This window comes from Mucilaginibacter sp. OK283 (assembly GCF_900110415.1).
In the GTDB taxonomy this organism is placed as follows: domain Bacteria; phylum Bacteroidota; class Bacteroidia; order Sphingobacteriales; family Sphingobacteriaceae; genus Mucilaginibacter.
On the sequence record NZ_FODR01000002.1, the window covers coordinates 60,867 to 83,236 of the forward strand.

General features: G+C 43.4%; 15 protein-coding genes. 10 read left to right on the plus strand and 5 right to left on the minus strand.

The annotated features are described in order from the left end of the window. Window positions 1-100 precede the first annotated feature (100 nt). Both BMX56_RS05110 and BMX56_RS05115 read left to right on the plus strand, forming a co-directional pair. Entirely contained in the window at window positions 101-1,186 is a 1,086-nt protein-coding gene (locus BMX56_RS05110) for an AAA family ATPase (protein ID WP_090641889.1), read from the plus strand. A gap of 6 nt (window positions 1,187-1,192) precedes the next feature. Further along, complete coding sequence (locus tag BMX56_RS05115) at window positions 1,193-3,553, plus strand: S8 family peptidase (RefSeq protein ID WP_090641892.1); 2,361 nt, start codon at window positions 1,193-1,195, stop codon at window positions 3,551-3,553. A 720-nt stretch (window positions 3,554-4,273) separates the two neighbouring features. Here the strand turns inward: BMX56_RS05115 and BMX56_RS29825 are convergent. From BMX56_RS29825 to BMX56_RS05130, 3 genes are all read right to left on the minus strand, one after another. Next, complete coding sequence (locus BMX56_RS29825; protein WP_143065367.1) at window positions 4,274-4,891, minus strand: hypothetical protein; 618 nt, start codon at window positions 4,889-4,891, stop codon at window positions 4,274-4,276. Between the two features lie 635 nt (window positions 4,892-5,526). After that, a complete protein-coding gene (locus tag BMX56_RS30055) occupies window positions 5,527-5,691 on the minus strand; it encodes a hypothetical protein (protein ID WP_177183719.1) in 165 nt (54 codons plus the stop codon). Window positions 5,692-5,731: 40 nt separating this feature from the next. Further along, window positions 5,732-6,181 carry a DUF6934 family protein gene (locus BMX56_RS05130; protein WP_090641902.1) on the minus strand — a complete coding sequence of 150 codons (450 nt, stop codon included), beginning with the start codon at window positions 6,179-6,181 and terminating at the stop codon, window positions 5,732-5,734. Between the two features lie 2,324 nt (window positions 6,182-8,505). On the opposite strand from BMX56_RS05130, the gene BMX56_RS05155 reads away from it, so the two are divergent. Then, window positions 8,506-9,459, plus strand: coding sequence for a ligand-gated ion channel (locus BMX56_RS05155; protein ID WP_090641915.1), 954 nt, complete (start codon window positions 8,506-8,508; stop codon window positions 9,457-9,459). 99 nt (window positions 9,460-9,558) lie between these two features. Here BMX56_RS05155 and BMX56_RS05160 read toward each other — a convergent pair whose 3' ends face one another. Then, window positions 9,559-11,256 carry a GH39 family glycosyl hydrolase gene (locus BMX56_RS05160; protein WP_090641917.1) on the minus strand — a complete coding sequence of 566 codons (1,698 nt, stop codon included), beginning with the start codon at window positions 11,254-11,256 and terminating at the stop codon, window positions 9,559-9,561. A 90-nt stretch (window positions 11,257-11,346) separates the two neighbouring features. Further along, entirely contained in the window at window positions 11,347-12,027 is a 681-nt protein-coding gene (locus tag BMX56_RS05165) for a GNAT family N-acetyltransferase (RefSeq protein WP_177183720.1), read from the minus strand. Window positions 12,028-12,341: 314 nt separating this feature from the next. Here BMX56_RS05165 and BMX56_RS05170 point away from each other — a divergent pair, with 314 nt between their 5' ends. The 7 genes from BMX56_RS05170 (at window position 12,342) to BMX56_RS05200 (ending at window position 22,217) form a co-directional block, all read left to right on the plus strand. Further along, window positions 12,342-12,626 (plus strand): hypothetical protein, encoded by a 285-nt coding sequence (locus BMX56_RS05170; protein WP_090641923.1) that lies wholly within the window; start codon window positions 12,342-12,344, stop codon window positions 12,624-12,626. A 278-nt stretch (window positions 12,627-12,904) separates the two neighbouring features. Further along, window positions 12,905-13,423, plus strand: a complete 519-nt coding sequence (locus tag BMX56_RS05175) for an RNA polymerase sigma-70 factor (protein ID WP_177183721.1) — start codon at window positions 12,905-12,907, stop codon at window positions 13,421-13,423. A 196-nt stretch (window positions 13,424-13,619) separates the two neighbouring features. Continuing rightward, the gene (locus BMX56_RS05180; RefSeq protein WP_090641930.1) at window positions 13,620-14,714 is read left to right on the plus strand and encodes a S41 family peptidase; all 1,095 of its coding nucleotides are present in this window, start codon (window positions 13,620-13,622) and stop codon (window positions 14,712-14,714) included. Window positions 14,715-14,758: 44 nt separating this feature from the next. After that, the gene (locus BMX56_RS05185) at window positions 14,759-15,871 is read left to right on the plus strand and encodes a helix-turn-helix domain-containing protein (RefSeq protein ID WP_090641933.1); all 1,113 of its coding nucleotides are present in this window, start codon (window positions 14,759-14,761) and stop codon (window positions 15,869-15,871) included. 225 nt (window positions 15,872-16,096) lie between these two features. Continuing rightward, window positions 16,097-17,179 (plus strand): FecR family protein, encoded by a 1,083-nt coding sequence (locus tag BMX56_RS05190; RefSeq protein WP_090641935.1) that lies wholly within the window; start codon window positions 16,097-16,099, stop codon window positions 17,177-17,179. Between the two features lie 189 nt (window positions 17,180-17,368). Then, window positions 17,369-20,737: a TonB-dependent receptor gene (locus tag BMX56_RS05195; protein WP_090641938.1), complete on the plus strand. Its 3,369-nt coding sequence runs from the start codon at window positions 17,369-17,371 to the stop codon at window positions 20,735-20,737. Window positions 20,738-20,741: 4 nt separating this feature from the next. Then, on the plus strand, window positions 20,742-22,217 hold the full coding sequence (locus BMX56_RS05200) for a RagB/SusD family nutrient uptake outer membrane protein (RefSeq protein WP_090641940.1): 1,476 nt from the start codon (window positions 20,742-20,744) through the stop codon (window positions 22,215-22,217). Window positions 22,218-22,370: the final 153 nt, after the last annotated feature.

Genomic DNA, 22,370 nt, shown 5'->3' on the forward strand with positions numbered 1-22,370 from the left:
GCGATTATTGCTTTAATAATTACGATATTCGTTATTTTTATTACATTTATTGTAACTTTAATTACGATTATTTATATATTTGTACACATCAATTGAAAGCATGTATACTGAAATTATTAAAATTATTGAAGGTGGCTTAAATAAAGACACTCAAAAAGTATCTAACTATGCGCGAATGCTTGCCGAAAATCTTGCAAAAGGTGGTGACGGGAAACTATCTGAAAAAATAAATAGTCTATTAAAGAATACCAAATCGCAAGCCGTGTATCTCGATCAACTCGTTGCAACCCCGGTTGATCAGGAGACTAGATTAAATATTGTAGATTTTGTTATGCCCAATGATAACCAGATTGATCTCGTTTTCTCAAAACAATTGGAAAACGCCATTGGACAATTTGTTACAATGAACGCCCACCAAAACATTTTACGATCAGCAGGGCTTGACGTGAATTCATCTTTGTTGTTGTACGGTCCTCCTGGTTGTGGTAAAACTACAATAGCGCGCTATATATCTAAAACACTGAATCTTCCATTAGTTGTGGCAAGGCTTGATTCCCTGGTGTCGTCGTTGTTAGGTAACACCTCAAAAAACATAAGAAAAGTATTTGAATTTGCCAGCAAAACACCCTGCATACTCTTTTTGGATGAATTTGATGCGATAGCTAAAGCGCGTGACGATCAGCATGAACTTGGAGAATTAAAACGAGTGATCAATAGTCTGTTACAGAATATCGATGAGTTTACAAGTAATAATATTTTGATTGCTGCAACAAACCATCATGAGTTATTAGATAAAGCTATTTGGCGCAGGTTCAATCATATTATTGAAATAGGACTGCCAGGTAAAGATGAGATACCGGATCTTCTTGAGCTGTATTTTAAGAATTATGAGTGTGAGTTTTTATCAGACAGTAAAAAAATAGATAAAGCGATTGGTTTGCTAGAGGGGTTATCACCAGCTAATATTAGGTCTATCGCGCAAAATACGATTGCAAAGAATATCATATCATCAAAGAACACTATAAGTTTTGAAGATTTTATCTTTCAGATATTTCTTTCCAATCAGCATGGTGCCTACAATCAGGAACAACTAATTAATTTTCTAAATACCCAGGGGGTTGCCCAAACAGTTATTAGTGAATTGTGCAATATCTCTATCAGACAAGTAAGGAACGTCCTAAAATAGAATACTATGGAAAATAAAAACTTACCCATCAAGCTGTTTAAAAAACGCGACGAGGTGGATGACCGTCGTACTGAAGGTATGTCCAATGATGAATTGCCAAAATGGGCACCAAGTCGTGAGAAATTGATAGAGCGGTCGGCTCAATTCATCAGTGTGATGGAGGTTACTAAATCAATATTGACAGAAAGAAGGCAACGTCAAAATCATTTGCCTGCTGTAGTGAAGGTAACACTTAACGAAAAAGCAATCGCAAAAACGCACCGCAGCCACGTGGGTAAAATATTTAATGTTAACCATAAATTCAATTTTGTGGGTATGTCTGATGAATGTGATCTGCTTATTAAAGTTGACAATATGCAGGATGCAGATAATATATCCAGAAATCTGCGCCTTATAGATGATAACGCGCATGGTTTAGCCTCAATAGATAAAATACATGTTTATAGCCCGTTTGTGGAAACAGAGGATGGAGGTACACTAAAGGCCAGGTTGTTTAATTACAACGATTACAATCTTAATCGAATTGTAGAACAGCTTTTTAGAGAAAGTTTAGAGTTGCGGGATATTGCATTCAAAAAAGTACAATATGCTGATGATTTAACTATCTATAAACTGGAAAACGTAACGATTGACCAGTTACATGAAATAGAACATTTTGAAGCGCTTTATTCAATTACACCGATGCCTAAAGTAACTATCGGGATGGATTTTGTAGAAGCGGATAAAGCCGTGGAAATTAAGTTGCCAATAAAAGGAGTTGAATATCCAATTGTAGGCGTATTGGATTCTGGAATTGAAGCCAATGAACACCTAAAGCCTTGGTTATTGCCTGATTCGTTTTCGCCTTATCCTGAAGATTTAATGGACAGGTCCCATGGTACTTTCGTAGCTGGTATAATTGTTTATGGTGATGAATTGGAAAGTAGGCCGTGGACTGGGGTTGACGGATGCATGTTATATAGTGCAACTGTATTTCCTGATTTAAGAAAGGAAGGTATTGATGAAGACCAGTTAATCGAAAATATCAGGGAGGCAATAAATTCAAAGCCAGATATAAAAATTTGGAACCTTTCGGGCGGCCTAAAAATGGAGTGTGACCTGCACGATTTTTCAGATTTTGGCAAGTTTCTAGATAACATACAGCAGAAAAACGATATCGTGATTTGTAAGTCCGCGGGGAATTGCCAAAACTTTATAATACCGGCCACGCCGCAAAGGATACCGAAATCAGCAGACACATTACGTTCGTTGGTTGTTGGCAGCATTGCCCATACAAAAGGTCTTAACGATATCGCTGAAGTTGATTGGCCGTCGCCATTTAGCAGGACCGGCTTTGGCCCTAATCATTTGATAAAGCCTGACGTAACCCATTATGGCGGAAACGCAGGTAAATTACCAGGTGGGCGCCTAAGTACCTCTGGTGTATATTCATTTGCGACAGATGGTAAAATCGTGAGCAATGTCGGTACAAGTTTTTCAACGCCTCGTGTAACTGCTTTAACTGCAGGCTTAGATCACAAGATTGCAGAGAATTTTAATCCGCTGCTATTAAAGGCACTAATCGTACATTCAGCAAAATATCCATCTACTGTCAGCCTTAATGCGGTCGAAAAGATTAAGTCAATGGGCTATGGCCTACCAGACGATGTTAATAACATACTTTACAATTCGCCCAATGAAATCACGCTTATTTTACAGGATACAATTACCAAAGGGAGTTACTACGAAATTCTAGATTTTCCTTACCCAACGGATATGGTCGAAAATGGTTTATACTATGGTGAAGTTATAATTACTTTGGTTGCATCGCCACTTTTAGATAGCAGCAGTGCAACGGAATATTGCCAGTCGAACATTGACGTGTCTTTTGGTACTTATGATAAAATAAAGGAAAGGGATATATCAATGCGGCATATTCTAAATGAGTTTGGGCCTGATGGTGCATTAAATTTATTAAGAGAAGCACTTTACAGTAAACGGGTGATGGATAGCCCGTTGAATCGTTTTTCAAACGAGCGTGTGTTAAGAAACTATGGCAAAAAGTTCCATCCGCTTAAAAAATATGCTATAGATCTTACTGAACTTACGGAAAGCAATTCAGTTAAGGCCCTAACTGTGCCAAAAAAATGGTTTTTTCGTTTAGAAGGGTTATTTAATGCCTATGCCGAAGCTAAAGCTGCCAATGACGATAGTATTGAACTTTCTCAGGAGTTTTGTGCAATTGTCACTATTAGAGACAGGAAAAATAACAGAGAGGTTTATAATTCCGTTTCTCGTCAGTTAGATAGTAATAACTTTATTGCCCAAAACATCAAACTGAGGAATGAGGTAAATCTTAGATATGGCAGCGGAAATGCAAAGCCATAATTTAGCAACTTCTAAACAAAAAGCCCTGTCAAAAATTAACACGGGGTAAAATAAATTTTGTCAGTCCTTGTCGACCCACGGGCCAGCAAGGACTGATTGCTACGTCAGATCCAATATCATTCTGCGCCTATTTGTAGTTCTACTATGTTGGAGAACAACACCAAAAACTCTGCCCTCCCTGGTGTTCCTACCTGCAGTTTGTTGAAGTTGTCATCCAACAAACTGGTTACTCCTTATGTTATCCCGGAAAACCGTAGCATCTTCCGCAATAGCCTAAAATTGGGTTGGCGAATATTTGTAACCTCCTTTTTTTGATGTTGTTACCAGCCAGCCAACATATAGTAAAAAAACACGAAAATATTTAAGCCACTTTACACGCCAAGCCAAAACGATTTAATTACGTATGGCTCGCACTTTGTTGGAGTTGTCCTCCAACAAACTCGTTATCCCTTATGCTGTCGCTGAAAACCGAAGCATCTTTGGCATTAGTACAAAATCGGGCCGATGACATTTGTAACCTTCGGCCTTTTTGATGTTGTTACCAGCCAGCTCACGTATAGCCAAAAAAATATAAGATATTTGAGCCATTTCACGTGCCAATTTTTGTTGGCGTTGTCGCCAACAAAGTCCAATTCTGTAAACACGCCAAGCCAAAACGATTTAATTACGTATGGCTTCTTGCCATCCCGGCACTTGCGCCATCGGAGCTAAAGGAAAGCCCTAAATTTTATTTATTGGCAAAACCCTTAAAGCAGGTGATAAATAAAGTAACATAGTATCTTTTTTAATTTCCATATTTTTCTTGTCGGTACCTAATAAATTGAAAGTGACTAAAAAACCCCTAAAACCCTTTGGTTTGTTTTTCCTGATTTTTAAGTCGTTTTCAATCCTCTGCATTTCGGCGTTTACTTTTTTGGCAGAATCAATGTAAACAGTACTTTTATCCAAATTTTCTTTAAGGCTTGCAATTTTTGATTTCGCATCATCTGCTGACATGCTACCCAGTGTTGAGGAGTTTAGATACTCATAATATAAAGTCGATTGTTGTTGACTAAGTTTTGCAGACCGACCATCTAATTCAGCTTGTGTTTGATACATTTTAGATCGAGAAAGATAGTAGTCAAAAAGCTTTGATTTATTTAGCAGTCGCCGCTCGGCATATAATGAATCTGTTAGGGTATCGATTTTTAATATTTTGATTGAGTCGATTTTGTGAACTAAACTATCTTGAATAATAGCATTCGTTAAAACTGGCAGAATACTCTCTTTAAGTTGTTCCTCTTTTGATTTACAGGATGTTAAAGCCAATATTATCAGGAATGGTATAACGTACTTCATTTTTTAAGGTTAAGGAGTACAAATATATCGAAAAGCCAACTAATTTCTATAGGCTTTTCGATAACAATAACTTGATAATTAAGTCCTTTTAGCCAAGTGTTGCGTGGCAGCCTGCAAATTAGGGTATTTGCGCCTTTATAGCCGGAACCTATCGTGAATTACAGGTTGGTCATCGCAAAACCTGGGCACAACACCTATGCTAAAACATTTTAGCATGGTAGCTATTTTTTTGAAAGGTAGATGCACCGCCTTAATAACCTGCACGAAGATCAGTACAGCTTGTATGTAGTTTAGCCCCTACGCAAAGTTCGGCGGCTGATATGTCACCCTTTTCAGGGCTGTTGGTTGATGCATTTTTAATCGATGGGCGATGCCCATCGCAGTTGGATGCCGCCCTTTCGGGGCTGTGTAACCGGGATAGTTTTGGTACAGCGCTTGTTTGGTACAAGATATCGTTTAAAAGAAATCCGTCTATTACTGCCGCCCGGGAATTTTTAGAGTGTAATTAATGGTAATGATTAGATTCTACTTATCGGTCAGACAGATCAATAGGCTTGCTATAATTACAAATACCACTAAAAAGAGAAAAGGCCGGATTAAATATCCAGCCTTTAATTTATAAACCGTCAAATACGCTATTTCTTTTTTTTGCCCGGCAAGTCAACCCTTAGAATGGTCTTGGTGGCTTCCTCGACCTTTTTTACCACGAAAGGATCATTAGCATGACTTTTAACCTGGTCGCTGACAGTACCGGCACCAAATCCTTTTTTTACAGATAAGCTATTTGTTATCGTTGCCATTTTATTTCCTTTTCTTCTTTAGTTATCCAAATTTAATCAATTACATACGCTTTACCCAAAAAGCATCATAATTATAACTGTTGGGTTCAAAATCCCACCAGTCGTTATCTTTAAGTCCGTACACCTCAAAATCTATACTGATTTCTTGCCATAAGCTTGTTATACCCATTTGATAAAGCCTTGTAGGGGACGGCGTACTGCCTTTGGCATAGATGTAATGGTTACCATGATGGTTACAAAACTCCGCAATAGTGTTGGCTACAGTGGCCAATACTATATCTCTGTCCTGATTATTACTAATTACGGTATCGTCCAATTCCCCGGTATCGGTATTTAGATCGCCAAATGCTAAATTATAAATAGCCGGGTTGGTATTTGGGATACGGGAAAAAGTAACCATTTTACTAATTCGTCCATTGGGCCCCTCGCTATAAAATTCATAATCATGATAATCATTACTGTTAAAATATTGATAGCGTTCTAAATTCATTTTATGGCATTCCGTAAATAATCGGTTTTAAAAATAATATTATTTAGCCGGTTTCTTTGTAACTGTAGCTTTGCTCTTTATTTTTTTAAGCTACCCTATTTTAGCACAAGGTATGCGCGGCTGCTTGCAGGTTAAGTCACTTGTAACAGCCCTCCCGCGGCCATGAGCGGGCCGATGTTGTAGCTTCTGCAAAGTAATTTCGTAATCCACAAAACATGAAGCAGAGCGATGATGCTGGCGTAGTGACATGTTTTGCTAAATCGTTCCCCGGAAAGCAAATAGTTCATTAACCCCTCCCTGCCTTTGCCCGCATTGCTATCGCGCCCCTGCCAAGGGAGGGAATTGGGGAAAGTGGCTTTGGAATTCGAAAAAGTTCTCGTGATCCCCAAAGTGTCAGCAGAACAGCTTCGGGCGAAAACGGGCAAAACAATGCGGGGTGGTGCGGCTGCAGGGCATAGGAAGTTTTTGCATGCGCGTTGGGAAAGGAGCCTCGGGGCAAAATAATTCCAGCCCAGGTTTTGCCCGTTTTGCAGGGCAGAGGCCCCGAGCGCAAAGCATTTCTGGTGACAGCGGTTTTGGTTCCTTTTGCCAAGACAAAAGGAAATAGGCCCTCCCGCGGCCATGAGCGGGCCGGTGTTGTAATTTCTACAAAGTATTTTCGTAACCCACAAAACATGAAGCAGAGCGATGATGCTGGCGTAGTGACATGTTTTGCTAAATCGTTCCACTAAAAGCAAATAGTTCATTAACCCCTCCCTGCCTTTGCCCGCATTGCTATCGCGCCCCTGCCAAGGGAGGGAATTGGGAAAAGAGCCTTTGGAATTCGAAAGGGCATCGTGTTCCCCAAAGTGTCAGCAGAACAGCTTCGGGCGAAAACGGGCAAAACAATGCGGGGTGGTGCGGCTGCAGGGCATAGGAAGTTTTTGCATGTGCGTAGGGACAAAGTGTGCCGGGGCAAAATAATTCCAGCCCAGGTTTTGCCCGTTTTGCAGGGCAAAGGCCAGGAGCGCAAAGAAGCATTTCTGGTGACAGCGGTTTTGGTTCCTTTTGACAAGACAAAAGGAACTAGGCCCTCCCGCGGCCATGAGCGGGCCAAAGTTGTAGTCTCTACAAAGTAATTTCTTAACCCACAAAACATGAAGTCGGCAATATAGCTTGGCGCAATGACATGGTTTTTGTCCTGCTAAATCATTCCCCGGAAAGCAAATAGTTCATTAACCCCTCCCTGCCTTTGCCCGCATTTCTATCGCGCCCCTCCCAAGGGAGGGAACTGGGGAAAGTGCCTTTGGAATTCGAAAAAGTTCTCCTGTTCCCCAAAGTGTCAGCAGAACAGCTTCGGGCGAAAACGGGCAAAACAATGCGGGGTAGTGCGGCTGCAGGGCATAGGAAGTTTTTGCATGCGCGTGGGAAAGGAGCCTCGGGGGCAAAATAATTCCAGCCCAGGTTTTGCCCGTTTTGCAGGGCAAATGCCAGGAGCGCAAAGAAGCATTTCTGGTGACTTGATTTATTCGCTTGTTATTGGCTTTTTTGGTGCTCATTATCTCGCTACGCTCGGTCTTGGTTACTTTGTATCAAGACAAAGTAACAGCCCTCCCGCGGCAATTGAGCGGGCCGGTGTTGTAATTTCTACAAAGTATTTTCGTGACCCACAAAACATGACGCGGAGCAAACAATAGTCTTTGTTTTGCTAAATCGTTCCCCCGAAAGCAAATAGTTCATTAACCCCTCCCTGCCTTTGCCCGCATTCTATCGCGCCCCTCCCGATGGGAGGGAACTGGGAAAAGCAAATTCGGAATTCCCGGATTCTACAACTTATAATCACATAAAATTATGTACCCCGCAGCCTGCGTTAGGGATGGCAGCGGATACCGGCCCGGCGCCTAAGGCCGGTGTAGTATGAGCGTACAGCCCGGGCCCCGTTTCTACCAACGGGGGCAACGCCCGCATGTTTTTTTATGGTGTAAGTTTGGTGCCATAAGGGTGCCGCTTCGGTGCCGCGGCGGGTTGGTTTGGGGTGTTTCGGGGGTGCCGGAAGTGGGGTAGAAGTGTGGCTATTTTGGGCTTTTTACTTGTTTAAGTGTGAAAATAACAATTAATAACCTGCCAAAAACGGGCCGTTTTTTAAGGGAATTACCGGTTTGAATTTATATGCTATTTGTGTGTTTTTTTGGAACTTTTTGAAACTTTTTTGGATATTTCCGGATCATTTTAAAGCTTTTTGTATAGTACATAAAAATTGGGGCGATGGAGGGTTTTTAAAACCAACGCCGGTATTGCCCGGCTATTTTGTTATATTAGCGTCGCAACTATTTTAACCATTGCCCTTGAAAAACAAGCTGATTTTTGCACTGGTACTCCTGCTGGCATGCACGGCCGCCCATGCCAGCAAGCCACACGCCGATACGGTGAAAACCGGGGTGTACATTACCAGTATTCACGACATTAACTTTAAGGATAAAGAGTACACCATTGACCTTTGGTTATGGCTTAAATACAAAAACCGCGACTTTGATTTTGTGCAAAACCTGGAGGTACCGCAGGCCAAAACGGTTACTAAATCGTTTTCTACCATCGATTCGTCGGGCAGCAAGGTGTACCTGCTCATGAAACTGCAATGTGTAATGAAGGACTCCTGGGCCATTAATAATTTCCCTTTTGATAAGCAGAAACTGCGCTTCTCGATAGAGAATTCGCAGTTTGATTCACACTCGCTGATATTTGTGCCCGATACGCTGGGCAAGCATTTCGACCCCCGCTTTACCCTGCGCGGCTGGCGTGTTGACAGCCTGGGCATTGCTGCCGGCATCAAGAAATACGAAACCGGCTTTGGCGATACCACATTGGCCAAACCCCATACCGAATACAGCAACTTTAAAGTTACCCTGAAGATAGCCCGCGACGCGATGGGCTTGTTTTGGAAGATGTTCCTGGGTATGTATGTGGCCTTCCTGATAGCGTATATGTGTTTTTATATCCACACCGATAGCATCGATTCGCGGTTTGGGCTGAGTGTGGGCGCGCTGTTTGCGGTAATTGGTAACAAATACATCATCGATTCGTCGCTGCCCGAGTCGACTACCTTTACGCTGGTGGATACACTGCATGGCACAACGCTGTTTTTTATACTCTGCATTATTATTTGCACCGCGTACTCGTTACGGCTCATTAAAAAAGGCCAGGAAACCAAGGCCAGACGCTTTGATTTTATATGCGCACAGGTGTTGCTGGCGGTTTACCTGCTATTGAATGGCTGGTTTATATATGGGGCTATTGATTGAAGCTCTAAGTCTGAAGTCCAAAGTCTTAAGTCAGGAAAGTTTTTTTTGACTTAGGACTTCAGACTCAAGACTCAGAACTCAAGACTTCAGACTCAAAACTTACTCCCAGTTTAACTTCAACAGAGCTACACCTTGCCGGGGCAGGGCAATGGTGGTATTTAAAAGCCCGGCTTTAACCTGCACTTTTTGGGGTTTGCCAACGGTTTGCAGTAGCCCGGCCTGCTCCAGTTGTTTTACCTGGTCGGGCGTGGGGCTTTGTGGCGATCCCATTTTTTTCCATACCTCGTAGGAGTTACTGTGCTGGTTATCAATTTGGTATTGTACAAGGGTTGCGGTGCGTGCGGGCAGGTTGCTGAGTGTTATTGCTACGGGTTGCCCTGCAGCCTGGATATCATCGTCGTGGTAATTCCATACCATTACGGTTGCCTGTTTTTTGCCTTTGGCGGCCAGCGCGCCAATATCGGTGTTGGCCCCCCGCATGCCCGAATCGGTAACGGCGGTAAGCGGGTACATCTGACTGGCGTTAACCTTAAGCCGTTTGCCCTGCATCATCCCAAACATCCGGAATACGTTAAGCACCGGCTTATCAACCCCGTTGGTAGCCAAATCCCTGAACCCATAAAACCAGGGCTGGTTTTCAAACTCAAACGACCAGGATACCGCCCCCATAAAGTTTACCCCCAACGAGTCGGCCAGTAAGTACTTGCGCGCAAACGACGCCGCTGTATAGCTGGAATACATGGTGCCGTTGCGGTATGCGTTGGATGGATTGGTGGCCATACCGCAGGCCGCGCAGCCTTCCGGGTCAGATTCGCCGATAACAATGGGGATGTTTTTGGTTTGCGGGTACGATGCCACTATTTTAAAGCCTTCACGGATATCGCACATCTGCGGGGCCATATTCATGCGTACGTGGCCATTAACCAATGTAGGCTGCCCCTTGGCATGAAAGGAAATAACATCCAACGGCGAGCCTGTTTTGCCGGTGGCATAGTTGGTGCCGGTGAGGCAATGTTCAATAAATGCCCTCAAAAACTTCATCCCGCTCTGGCTCGATCCGCCTGCTATTTCGGGGCCGCCAATTTTGGCGGTCGGTAAAGCCCTGCGCAGGCCCTGGGCGGCGTAGTCATACATCTTAAAAAACTCGGGCATAGTGCCTTTCCAATAGCTAATGTTGGGCTCGTTCCATACTTCCCAGTACCAGCTTTCTACTTCTTTTTTGCCATAGCGGGCAACCGAGTGTTTTACCCACTGGTATATCAGTTCTTCCCATTGGTTGTAATCTTTAGGCGGATAGGCCCAGCCGGTGTAAATATCATTATAGTCGTCGCCCGGTTTCCAGTGATGGCGGTAAGGCTCGGGATGGGTGGATAGGGCCTGGGGCATAAAGCCTATCTGGGCGTAGGGTTTCATGCCCAGTTTAATATAAGTATCAAATATGCTATCAACCAGGTGCCAGTTGTAAACGGGCTTCCCCTCAGCGTCTTCAGTATACGCATTAGTCGATCCCCACTTGAGGGCGGCCTCGCCATTGCCGGTGGTAAGCAGGTTATGTACCCGCATATGCACCGGTGTGGGGCTTAAAGCGGCCAGGTGGGAAAGCAGTTTGCGGCCATCTTTCATGTAGGTGTAGTTGGGCTCATCGTGCCCAAACCATGCCCAAACGGGGCTCATGTTGCCGGTTTCGGCATTTAAATCTATGTTGATGGTGGCGGTTTGCTGCTGTGCGCAAATGCACTGGCTTTTTAGCAGCAATGTAAGTAAGCTTAAAAGCGCAAATCCTGTTTTGATATTCATATCCGGAATGTATAGGTTTATTATCGGGAATAACAAACATAGCACATTACTTGTAATTTACACACTTAATTAACAAAAGTTTTACGTTGATTAATTCTTAACTATTGCGCAGATATTCATTGCAGTACGGGTGACAAAGCCCAGTTTTTCATATACTTGAATGGCATTTGTGTTGCTTTGCAGCACATGTAAAAACGGGACTCCGCCTGCTTCTTTAATCAGCCGCACCTGGTGCATAATAAGGCGGCTGGCGTAACCCTTCCCCAGGTGATCGGGGTGATTGCAAACGGCGCTTACTTCCATATAGGGTAAAGGCTGTAACCTGCGCCCGGCCATGGCCACCAGCTCACCGCCAATAAAAATGCCAAAATAGTTGCCAAAATCGATAGTCCGGTCAAAAAAGGGACCCGGATTTGTTAGTTTGGTGAGCGCCAGCATAGCAGGGATATGCTCATCAGTTAACGGGCTAAATATCAAGTCGGTAATTGCCAGCGGCGCAGGGTTTTCATACACCATTTGCAGGCATTTCATGGGATTTACTACTTTCCAGAGTTGTGGTATTTCGTAGTCTCCGGGGCTGAAAACAGCAACCGTGCGTTTGGGTTGAACAATATCGTAAAGGGCAGCAAAGTTTTCGGGCGTGTTTTGTATCATCCCGGCAAAAGGCGATACATCAGGCAAAAAACATTTAACCGTATCCGTACCTTCGGCAAGGTTTTGATTGCCGGTGATTGAGGCGTTCCAGGCAGGATTATCAAGCGGGTGTTCCATATTTGCAAATGTAATGATTGGCTTTTTTATCGATGTGATAAATACCGGCAACGTCATTTACAATTGGATTGTAGGGCGATAAGTTAAGGCTTTTGCTGATAGCCGTTTATGCTGATGTACTGAAAGCCAAACAATTGATGTATTTAAATTCGCAATGGCTGTATTGCCATCACCCGTAATGTTCATATTTCAAATTAAAAAATATAACTAATTGATTAATAATGTATTTTTCATGAATTTGGTTTAATTTTTGTTGCGTACAACGTAACAAAACATTCTAAGTTTACGTCTATTACCTGTAAAAATGATCGATCATGAAAAACAATAAAATAAAACTTAATAATCAACTCACCAGCAGGGTGATAGACCTGCATAACCAGGGTTACACCGACGATTTTTTGCCCGTAAAAGATGAATTCTTTTGCCTTCAAAACAGCGAGAACTTTTCGCCTGCCGATTTAAACATCCAGGTAATTGACCAGTGTTTTGATCAATTCAGCAATACGTATAAATATATCCATACTATCGAAACCACCACCGGCAACAAGGGTTTGTTAATGGCCGATTTGATGTTTGCCGATATGGAAGCGGTAAGTTAATATGCATGCCTGTTAATGACGGGCTTCATTCCGGTTACTCGGTTTTGCCTTAAAAGAACACCCGCAAGTTTAATTTGCGACAGGTGACTAATGGGCGTTTATACCACTACAATAACGGCCCCGCGCTGCTCTAATTTCTACATTGATAAATTACTTAAAACGATTTTTTCTGATCCGGCTTAAATTGTTAAAATTGCAGTACTGAAAGCGTTACATTTATACTGCTAAACAGGCAATTTCATATACTGAGAAAATTAACCGGTTTGAGTATACAGGATTTGATCAGACGTATCCAGATTAATCAAGATGAATCTGCATTTAATGAACTTTACAGGCAACTGTTTGGTAGGTTGTTTCAGTTTGCCTATTCGTTTTTAGGAGACAAGGAACCTGCGGAGGAAATTGTTAATGATATATTTGTTAATGTTTGGTTAAGCCGTAAAGATGTGGGCAAGGTGCTCAATATCCAGGTATACCTTTACGTTACTGTAAAAAATGCCTGTTTAAATTATTTAAGGGGCACTTCATCAAAACAACTTAAAGAAGTAAACATAGCCGAAGCTTATTATTTTCACCTATCGGTTGATCCGGCTCAACTGCTCATTAGTAAAGAATTGCAGGCAGTGCTTTTAACGGCTGTTGATAGCTTGCCCCCGCGTTGCAAACTCATTTTTAAAATGGTTAAGCAGGATGGCCTGTCCTGCAAAGAAGTAGCCGCCATCCTCGGCCTATCCGATAAAACCGTATTTGCACAACTGGCTATCGCGCTAAAAAAGCTCGAAAGCATCCTGTTATAGGCCTCTTCACCCGGTATTTTTTGTAAATGGCATAAGCCGAGTTTACACCTTTTACATTATAAGACTTTACACATCAGGACATTTGTTATCAGGCAATCGTTCACCACTCAAATCGGGATTTGAGCGTTATACTAATTGGAATTCGTCAGGAACTCTTGCAATTTTGGTCCCTTAGAAAGATCCCAGGATAAACCTTATGAAAAAAATTGTATTCACCTCGTTATTGCTGATCGCGTATGGTTTGCCCGTACAGGCGCAGGATAAAGCAACTCAAAAAATGGGCGCTGCTGAACGTAAAGCAGTGATCGACACGCTCGTCGTCAAAGTCAATGCTCTTTATGTCTATGAGGACGTCGCTAAAAAAATGGCCACAGCGATCCGGCAACATCAGCAGCACCATGACTACGATACGATAACCAGCCGCCAGGTGCTTGCTAAAAGATTAACCGCAGACCTGCATGCCATCGCTGGTGACGGGCATTTAGGTGTAGAAGCTTCGGCTACGCCGATCATCGAGGAAAAACCTGAAGCGCCGTCGCAGGAAGCTGCCGATGCCTTCCGTAAAACCTGGGCACGCAGCAATTTTAATTTCAAAAAGGTGGAGCTGCTGGACGGCAATATCGGCTTGTTGCAGGTGGACTCCTTTTTTCCCTCGGACTGGATCAAGGACCTGGCCCTGTCTTCCATGACTTTCCTCGCTAACTCAGACGCCATTATCATCGATATCCGTAAAAATTACGGTTTTGCCGACGGCGGTTTTTTGATTGCGAGTTATTTCTTCAATGATCCGGTACACTGGAACGATAATTATGACCGCGATGCCAGGACGCTGCGGCAGTCGTGGACCTTACCGGTGGTTCCCGGTGTAAAGCTGGCCGACAAGGAGGTTTATATACTGGTCAGCAAGGACTGCTTTTCTGCATCGGAAGATTTCGCGTATAATATGCAGGCCCTCGGCCGCGCAAAAGTCGTCGGGGAGGTCACTGGCGGCGGGGCGCACCCTACCAAACCCTACAAGATAGGCACTTATTTCCTGGCCGATATTCCATTTGCTTACAGCGTAAACCCTGTTACACACACCGATTGGGAAGGCAAAGGTGTACAGCCGGATGTACAGGTACCCGCGGACGAGGCGCAGCTCACCGCGCAGCTCATGGCGATCAAAGCCCTGGTCAAAAAAATACCTGCCGGAACTGATCGTACCGCCGGGCTCCAAAAAGTGATCGCGCAAAAAGAGCAGGAACTGGGTCAACTCAAAGCAAAAAAGCAGAGAGCCGTGGAAACTTTTTGAGTGTGCTGCCCATTGCTTAGCTTTACGCTAAGATTCAGCCAGCCATGGGTATTCACTTTAATCTTTTTAATATTGTCTTGCTTTTTGGCATCGTACAAGGGGTGATTATCAGTTTCACCCTATTGTTTCCCGGAAAAGATCACCGGCAGGCTAAATATTTCCTCGCGGCTTTCCTGCTGGCGCTGGCCTATAATAGCTTTGGTACCTTTTGCTGGAGTTCCGGGCTCAGCCTTCCCTGGTTTTATCTTTTTGACCGGAGTTTCCCTTATACGTTTATTTTCACGACCGGGCCCAGCTTATACCTTTATGTCAAGACGATCACAGGCGCCGAAAAAATACCGGCAAAAGTTATATTGAAAAACTATTTGCCCGCTATCGCAGACCTGGGCCTGCGGTTGGCTTTAATGAGCTACGGCCTAAAAAAGACCAATCATCTTTACCACCCGGCGGCCCTCATCCTGATGGTCGTTATTTTCTGGGCTTACCTGCTATCGGCAATTCGCCTGTTCAGGCACTCATCATTGCAGATGCCGACGGCAGAACAATTTCAGTTAGCCTCCTGGACCAAAATATTCCTGGCCGTTTTGATGGGTGTCGCATCGCTTTGGGCAGTGACGATCTTCGGCACAGTGCTGTTCCAATTGCGCACACTGGCGTATTTTGAACCCATTGAAGTCCTTTTGGTCATCTTTGTTTACTGGATAGGGTTGAGAAGTTATCATTGCGCAAGGGTTGTATATATCCGGGCTCAACATGCCGTCAAAGCGACTGCAGATAAACTGACCATGGAAGATGCGGAGGTTTATATCAACTTGTTAAAAAATGCCATGGAGACCGACCGCTTATATCTTGACCCTGCACTGTCGGTCAGCAAACTTGCCGATATATTGAAACTCAATGTCAAATTGCTGTCGGCTGTTTTGAATGGGCATCTGAACAAAGGATTCAACACCTTTGTCAACGAATATCGCGTGAATGACGTCAAACAACAACTGCTTCAACCAGCCTATGACCACCTGACCAATCTGGGTATTGCTTTGAATTGCGGATTTAAGTCGGAGGCAACCTTTCATCGTGTCTTTAAAGAGATTACCGGCATGTCTCCGTCCGCATTCCGGAAAAACAACCATCAACATGCCGCTGACAGTTTAACTTAATCAATCCAGATTTAGCAATAATAAGCTAAACCTAACCAGATGTACGCGGAACACTTGGTCCCGTCTGGTTATGATGTCCAAAATGTTAGCAGTGTAAAGTCTTCTGATGTAGAAAGTGTAAACTCACCTTATGTTATTTACATTTTTGGCGCGGTTAAAATTTATTTCAAATTCTTTTAGGAAAATCGCGGTTGCCAGGTGTCCTTACACCAGATCGACTAAATTATGGGAAAATCAAGATTTATTGAGCTGATGGCTAAAAGTATGGACGGATCGGCCAATAAGGAAGAGTTGGATGAACTCGAACTATTTTTAAAACAACACCCCGGATATAAAAAAATTCAACAGGTAACAGATGCCTTAACAGGTACACTTAATAACAACGACGAAATTTTGCCCACAACCATAAACAGTAAGCTGGATGAGTTATGGGTTAAAATAAAAGATTCTGAAGAAACAGAAACCGAAATTTTTGCAGGCAATGTACGGCCATTTAACTGGAGGTGGCTTGGCGCGGCTGCGGCTGTCGCCGTGCTCGGTTTGTTTGGCTTTTTGTTTTATAGCCAGCGGGCCAATCAGCAACTTAACGCCGCTGTAACAAAAAAAATTGATGTGCCTTTTGGCAAAATGATGCAGGTTACTTTATCAGATGGTACCAAAGTGAAGCTGAATGCGGGCAGTCATTTTTCGTACCCTTCGGTTTTCGAGGCCGGGCAAAGGGAGGTTAATTTAGAAGGTGAGGGCTTTTTTGAAGTGACCAAAAATCCGAAGAAACCATTTTTGGTGCACACCGCCGGCTTCACGGTAAAAGTTTTAGGTACAGTATTTAACGTAAAAGCTTACCGCGATGATAAAACTACCGAAACTACTTTATTAAAAGGAAAGGTGCAGGTTGAGCTGGCCGATGACCCGGAAAAGAAGATCATTTTATCGCCGCATGAAAAACTGACCATTAATAACCCGGCGCAAGGTGCGCCTAGCCAGGCCGTTAAAACGGCAGTTGCCAAGATTAAATATGAAGTAGCCACATTGCCGGTTGTAAGCAATGATGTGTATGCAGAAAATGCCTGGATAGACCACAAAATTATGTTTGCCAATAATGATTTTGAAGATGTTGCCCGGCAAATGGAACGCAAATACAACGTAAAAATAGTTTTTGCAGACGAAGCCCTTAAAAAAGAGCAGATAAGCGGCGTGCTTGAAAATGAAAGCCTGGATACTGCCCTGAATTTCCTGAGGCAAATTGTGCCGTTGCAATCAAAAATCGATGGCAGTACGGTGTACTTATCCTATAAGAACAAAAAATAAAACAACATAACTAATATTAACTTAACAGCAGCACATGAAGAGAAACAATTACTTATCAGATTCCTGAAAACCCATAAATAAACAAGGGAAGAGGTGCAACTCTTCCCCGCAAAAATCTGGGATTTATCATTGTGAGTAAGCGAGTTGGAACCGAGCTTACTCTATCCATTAATTTTCAAAACAAATGTAATGAAAAAAACAAGAAGGGCATTTGCCATTCCGGGTGCCCCCGTATGCCTTAAAGTTATTTTGCTAATGAAAGCAGTTTTCTTGCTAATCCTGGTTACCTGCATGCAGGTTTCGGCCAGTGTTTATTCACAACAGAAATTTACACTCAGCATTAAGCAAACCGAGGTAAGTACTATACTTGCCAAAATTCAAAAACAAAGCGATTACCGTTTCTTTTACAACTACGCCGCCATAAAAAAACTGGGCAAGGTTGATCTTGACGTTAAAAACGCTTCTATCGAACAAGTGTTGAGCTCGCTTATGGACAATAAGCTGCCCTACAAAATGGCCGATGACCACGTAGTGATCATATCAACAGCCGAAACCACCAATGCCCTTTTGCTTGTAAAAGGAAAAGTGGTTGATGGCAAAGGCGAACCGCTCATTGGCGTAAACATAAGGCTGCAGGGTACCAACCTTGGGGTAACAACTGATGTTAACGGTAACTTCGTGATAAATGCCCCGGTTAACGGTGTATTGGAGTTTAGTTATATAGGCTTCGAGAAAAAGATAGTGACCGTAACCGGCGATCAGGCCTTGTCTATCACGCTTGTTGCCCTGCCATCGGCTTTAACTGAAGTTGTTGTAGTAGGTTATGGTACCAGTAAAAAAGTAGATGTAACTGGTTCTGTAGCCAGCGTAAAAGGTGCCGAGATTCAAAACTTGCCGGTAGCGTCTGCAGCGCAGGCATTAGATGGCCGTGCAAGCGGTGTAAACATTGTACGTAACGATGGTTCGCCTGGCGCGGCCCCAAGTATCCGTATTCGAGGTACCGGTACGTTAAATGATGCCAACCCGCTGGTGGTTGTTGATGGTGTGCCTACCAGCAACCCCGATGCGTTAAGTGACATCAACCCTAACGATATAGCTTCGGTAGATATATTGAAAGATGCATCCGCTGCGGCTATTTATGGTACGCGTGCTGCCAATGGCGTAGTGCTGGTAACTACCAGAAAAGGTAATTACAATCAAAAATTGGCCACCAATGTTAACTTTTACAACGGTTTTTCAAATACCACCAAGTATTTGAGCCTGCTGACAGCCCCCGATCTTTACAAATTGAAAAGGGAACGCTACACTAATGATGGTGTTGCAATTGACGCGCCCTGGAACGATACTTATTATTCCACCCAAAGAACCGACTGGCAGCGGGCCATTATGAAAACCGGCCATGTTACCAACGGCGATGTCAGCATTACAGGTGGTAACGAGGTATCCAACTATTATTTTTCGACCGCTGTTTATAATGAGGATGGTATCATCGATAAAACCAACTTCAAACGCTTCAGCACCCGTATCAATTCAGAACATAAAGTAAGCAGCTGGTTAAAACTGGGCGAAAATATCCAGTTGAGCTATGCCAATAACAATGGTTTTGATAATAACAATTCGCAAACAGGTTTAATTTTTTCGGCGTTACGTTTTAATCCTGCCATACCATTGGTTAATGCCGACGGATCATATGGTACTTCAAAGGCTTTTGCCAACCAGTTGGGCGATATAAACAGCCCTTATGCAACCATCCAGGAGGCAGATAGGTTTAACAAAAAATACCGCGCCCTGGCCAATGCCTTTGCCGAGGTTACGTTTTTGAAAGAATTAAAACTACGGGTAAACTATGCATATGATGGTACCCTGAACCGCACATACAATTTCAACTTAGCCGATGTTAACCAGGCACGGCAAAATACAACTTCGCAGTTAACACAAACCGAAGGCGAACTGTCATCTCAATTGCTTGAATCATTCCTTACCTATGATAAGGTTTTTGGCAAAAGCCACGTAACGTTTACCGGTGGCTACTCCTACCAAAACTTTAAAACCTACGGCTTTAACGCCTGGCGATTAGGGTATGATGATACTTCAGAAGATCAAAGGGTGCTTAGCCTTGGTAACAGCCAGTTCAATTCAAGCGTAGTTCCTGATGAATCGTCATTACAATCGGGCTTTGGCAGGTTATTTTATGATTACGATAGCAGGTTCCTGGCAACATTAACCTTCCGTGCGGATGGATCATCAAAGTTTGCACCAACCAAAAGATGGGGATATTTCCCGGCATTTTCTTTGGGCTGGAGGTTATCAAACGAGCAGTTCATCAAAAATATATCGTGGATAAGCAACCTGAAGCTAACCGGTGGTTATGGCGAGTTGGGTAACCAAAACATAGGTACATTTCAATACGCCAGCTTAATTAAACTGGGCAGTACCTATGAAAACAATGGCTACACATTTGGCGGCACAGGTTATACAGGTGCAGCAGTTTACAGCCTGGCCAATCCTGATATTGCATGGGAACGTACAGCCATGACCAATGTGAGCGTTGATGCCGGTTTTTTAAATAACCAGTTATCAACAACTTTAACCTGGTTTAACAAAAACACCAAGGATATGCTTTTATCGCCACCTGTTGTAGGGGCGGCAGGCTCTGTATCTATCCCTAACCAAAACATCGGTACCATGAACAATCACGGTGTTGAGTTTGAAGTTAATTACCAGGGCGGTAATAAAGTAAAGTACTCTGTTGGTGCTAATGCCTCGTTCATCAAAAACAAGGTAACCAAGCTGAACGGCGAAGGTACATTTGTGGGCGCCACAGTTTACGGCCGTTCAAGCCAGGAAATTTCCAGAACCTACCAGGGCCAGCCAATAGCCTCATTTTATGGCTGGAAAACCAATGGCTTGTATCAAACGCAGGCTGATATAGATAATGATCCTGCCTTGAAAAATGACCCCCGCAAGGCTAATATTAAACCGGGCGACGTACGTTTTCTTGATTTAAATAGCGATGGACTGATTGATGGTAACGATCGTACTAATCTTGGTAATCCAAACCCGAATGTTACGGCAGGTTTACAGGGCAGTATCTCCTATAAAGGGTTCGACCTTTCGGTAAACTTTACCGGGGTATTTGGTGTAAGCCTGTATAATGCCGATAGGATGCAAGGTATAGATCCTACTTATCCGTTTAACCTGTATGCCGAAGACTTAGGACGCTGGACAGGCGCCGGTACAAGCAATACCATCCCAAGAATGTCTTTGGATCGTGCGAACGATAACTATCGTACATCTGACCTGTTTGTAGAAAGCGGAAACTACGTGAGCCTTAAAAACGCCACGTTAGGTTATACGCTGCCTGTTACCTGGACAAAAAAGGCCGCTCTGAAAGGAGTAAGGCTTTATGCATCGGGCCAGAACCTGTTTTTTATAACCAACTATAAAGGCTATACGCCCGAGTTAGGTTATACTAACGGTAACCTGCAAAGAGGGGTCGACGTAGCACAGTATCCGTCGGTAAGAACAATCACATTCGGTTTAACAGTTAAATTATAAGATCATGAAATCGAAAAAAATATTATATATGCTTACGGCACTTGCTCTGTTTGGCAGCAGCTGTAAAAAAGCGCTCGATTTAAAGCAACAAGGTGTTTACAGCTCAACAAACTATTTCCGTAACGAAACGGATGCTGTTAATGCAATAACCGGTATCTACAGCATTTTACCGGAAGAAGATTATATTGGTCACGCGGAAGCTACATTTGATACACCATCTGACGATTACTGGCGCTCGGGCGACCACGGCGAGGATGAAGGTATTGAAAATTTGACTTATGATGCATCAAACGCGGCTATCAGGTACCCATGGAAGTGGAGATATGAAGAAATTAACCGCGCTACTAATTGTATCATCAATATCCCTAAAATCACCGCCATTTCTGCCGATGTTAAAAGCCGCAGCATGGGCGAAGCTTATTTCCTTAGGGCTTTTGGTTACTGGCGGTTAATGGTTATTCATGGTGATGTGCCTATCATTACCGAGGATGACTATACCAAACTGAATTTTAACGTACCTAAATCGCCTATTGAAGAAGTACGCAAACAAATAGAAAGCGACTTATTGAAGGCGGTTGACATGCTGCCCGAAAGCTATGGTGCAGCAGATCGTGGCCGTGTAAGTAAAGGAACAGCTCTTGGCCTTTTAACCAAGCTGTACATGTATTGGGAAAAACTTCCGGAGGCCATTGCAACCGGTCAAAAAGTAATATCCAATTCGCACTATGCATTGGCTGCTAATTACAGCGATAACTTTACCCGTGCAAATGAAAACAGTACCGAGATTCTTTTCTCTATCCAGGCGGTACAAAACGTGGTACAAAACGATTTTACGGTTTACTACATTCCACGCCCTTGGGGTGGTTACGGCTTTAGCCAGCCTTTACAGGGCTTGGCCAATGAATTTGAACCGAATGACCCCCGCAAAGCAGCAACGTTATTAAGTGTTGGCGATAAGGTTGACCTTGGCGATGGTAACGGCTTAACCACTTTTACCGCCGATTTGTCGGCAACCGGTTTTGCATTTAAAAAGTATGCCGTATTTAATACTGCGGCCGATGGCGGCGGGGTTGATCATAGCTTCGCGGTGCCTTTAATGCGGTCGGCAGATATTTACCTGCTGGTAGCCGAGGCGCTTATCCGTACACAGGGTGCAGGTGCAGGTGATGCCTTGATAAACCAGGTGCGCCGCCGCGCATCAACGTTGTTGCCACCCGTTGTAGGTGCAGGCATGACACAACTGATACACGAGCGCCGTGTTGAACTTGCCGGCGAAGACCAACGCCATCAGGATTTAATGCGTTGGGACAAGAAAAACATTGTTGATATAGCCGCCATATACAACAAAGCGGTATCAAAAGCACCTATCGACCAGTCGAAAACAGTGACTTTTGTTCGCCCTAAAAATTATTATTTCCCGCTGCCGCAGGTAGAAATTGATAAGAGTAAAGGCGTTTTAGTACAAAATCCAAACTTTTAAGTAAAATGATCTATTAAATGCCGGTAGCCAGCAATAATTTGTTAAGTCAATTTGTGTTGGTCACCGGCATTTTTATTTATTTAAACAGAGTACGATTTAAACAGAGTACGATGCGTACCGCTCTTTTTAAAACAAAAAAATGTCATTTCGATG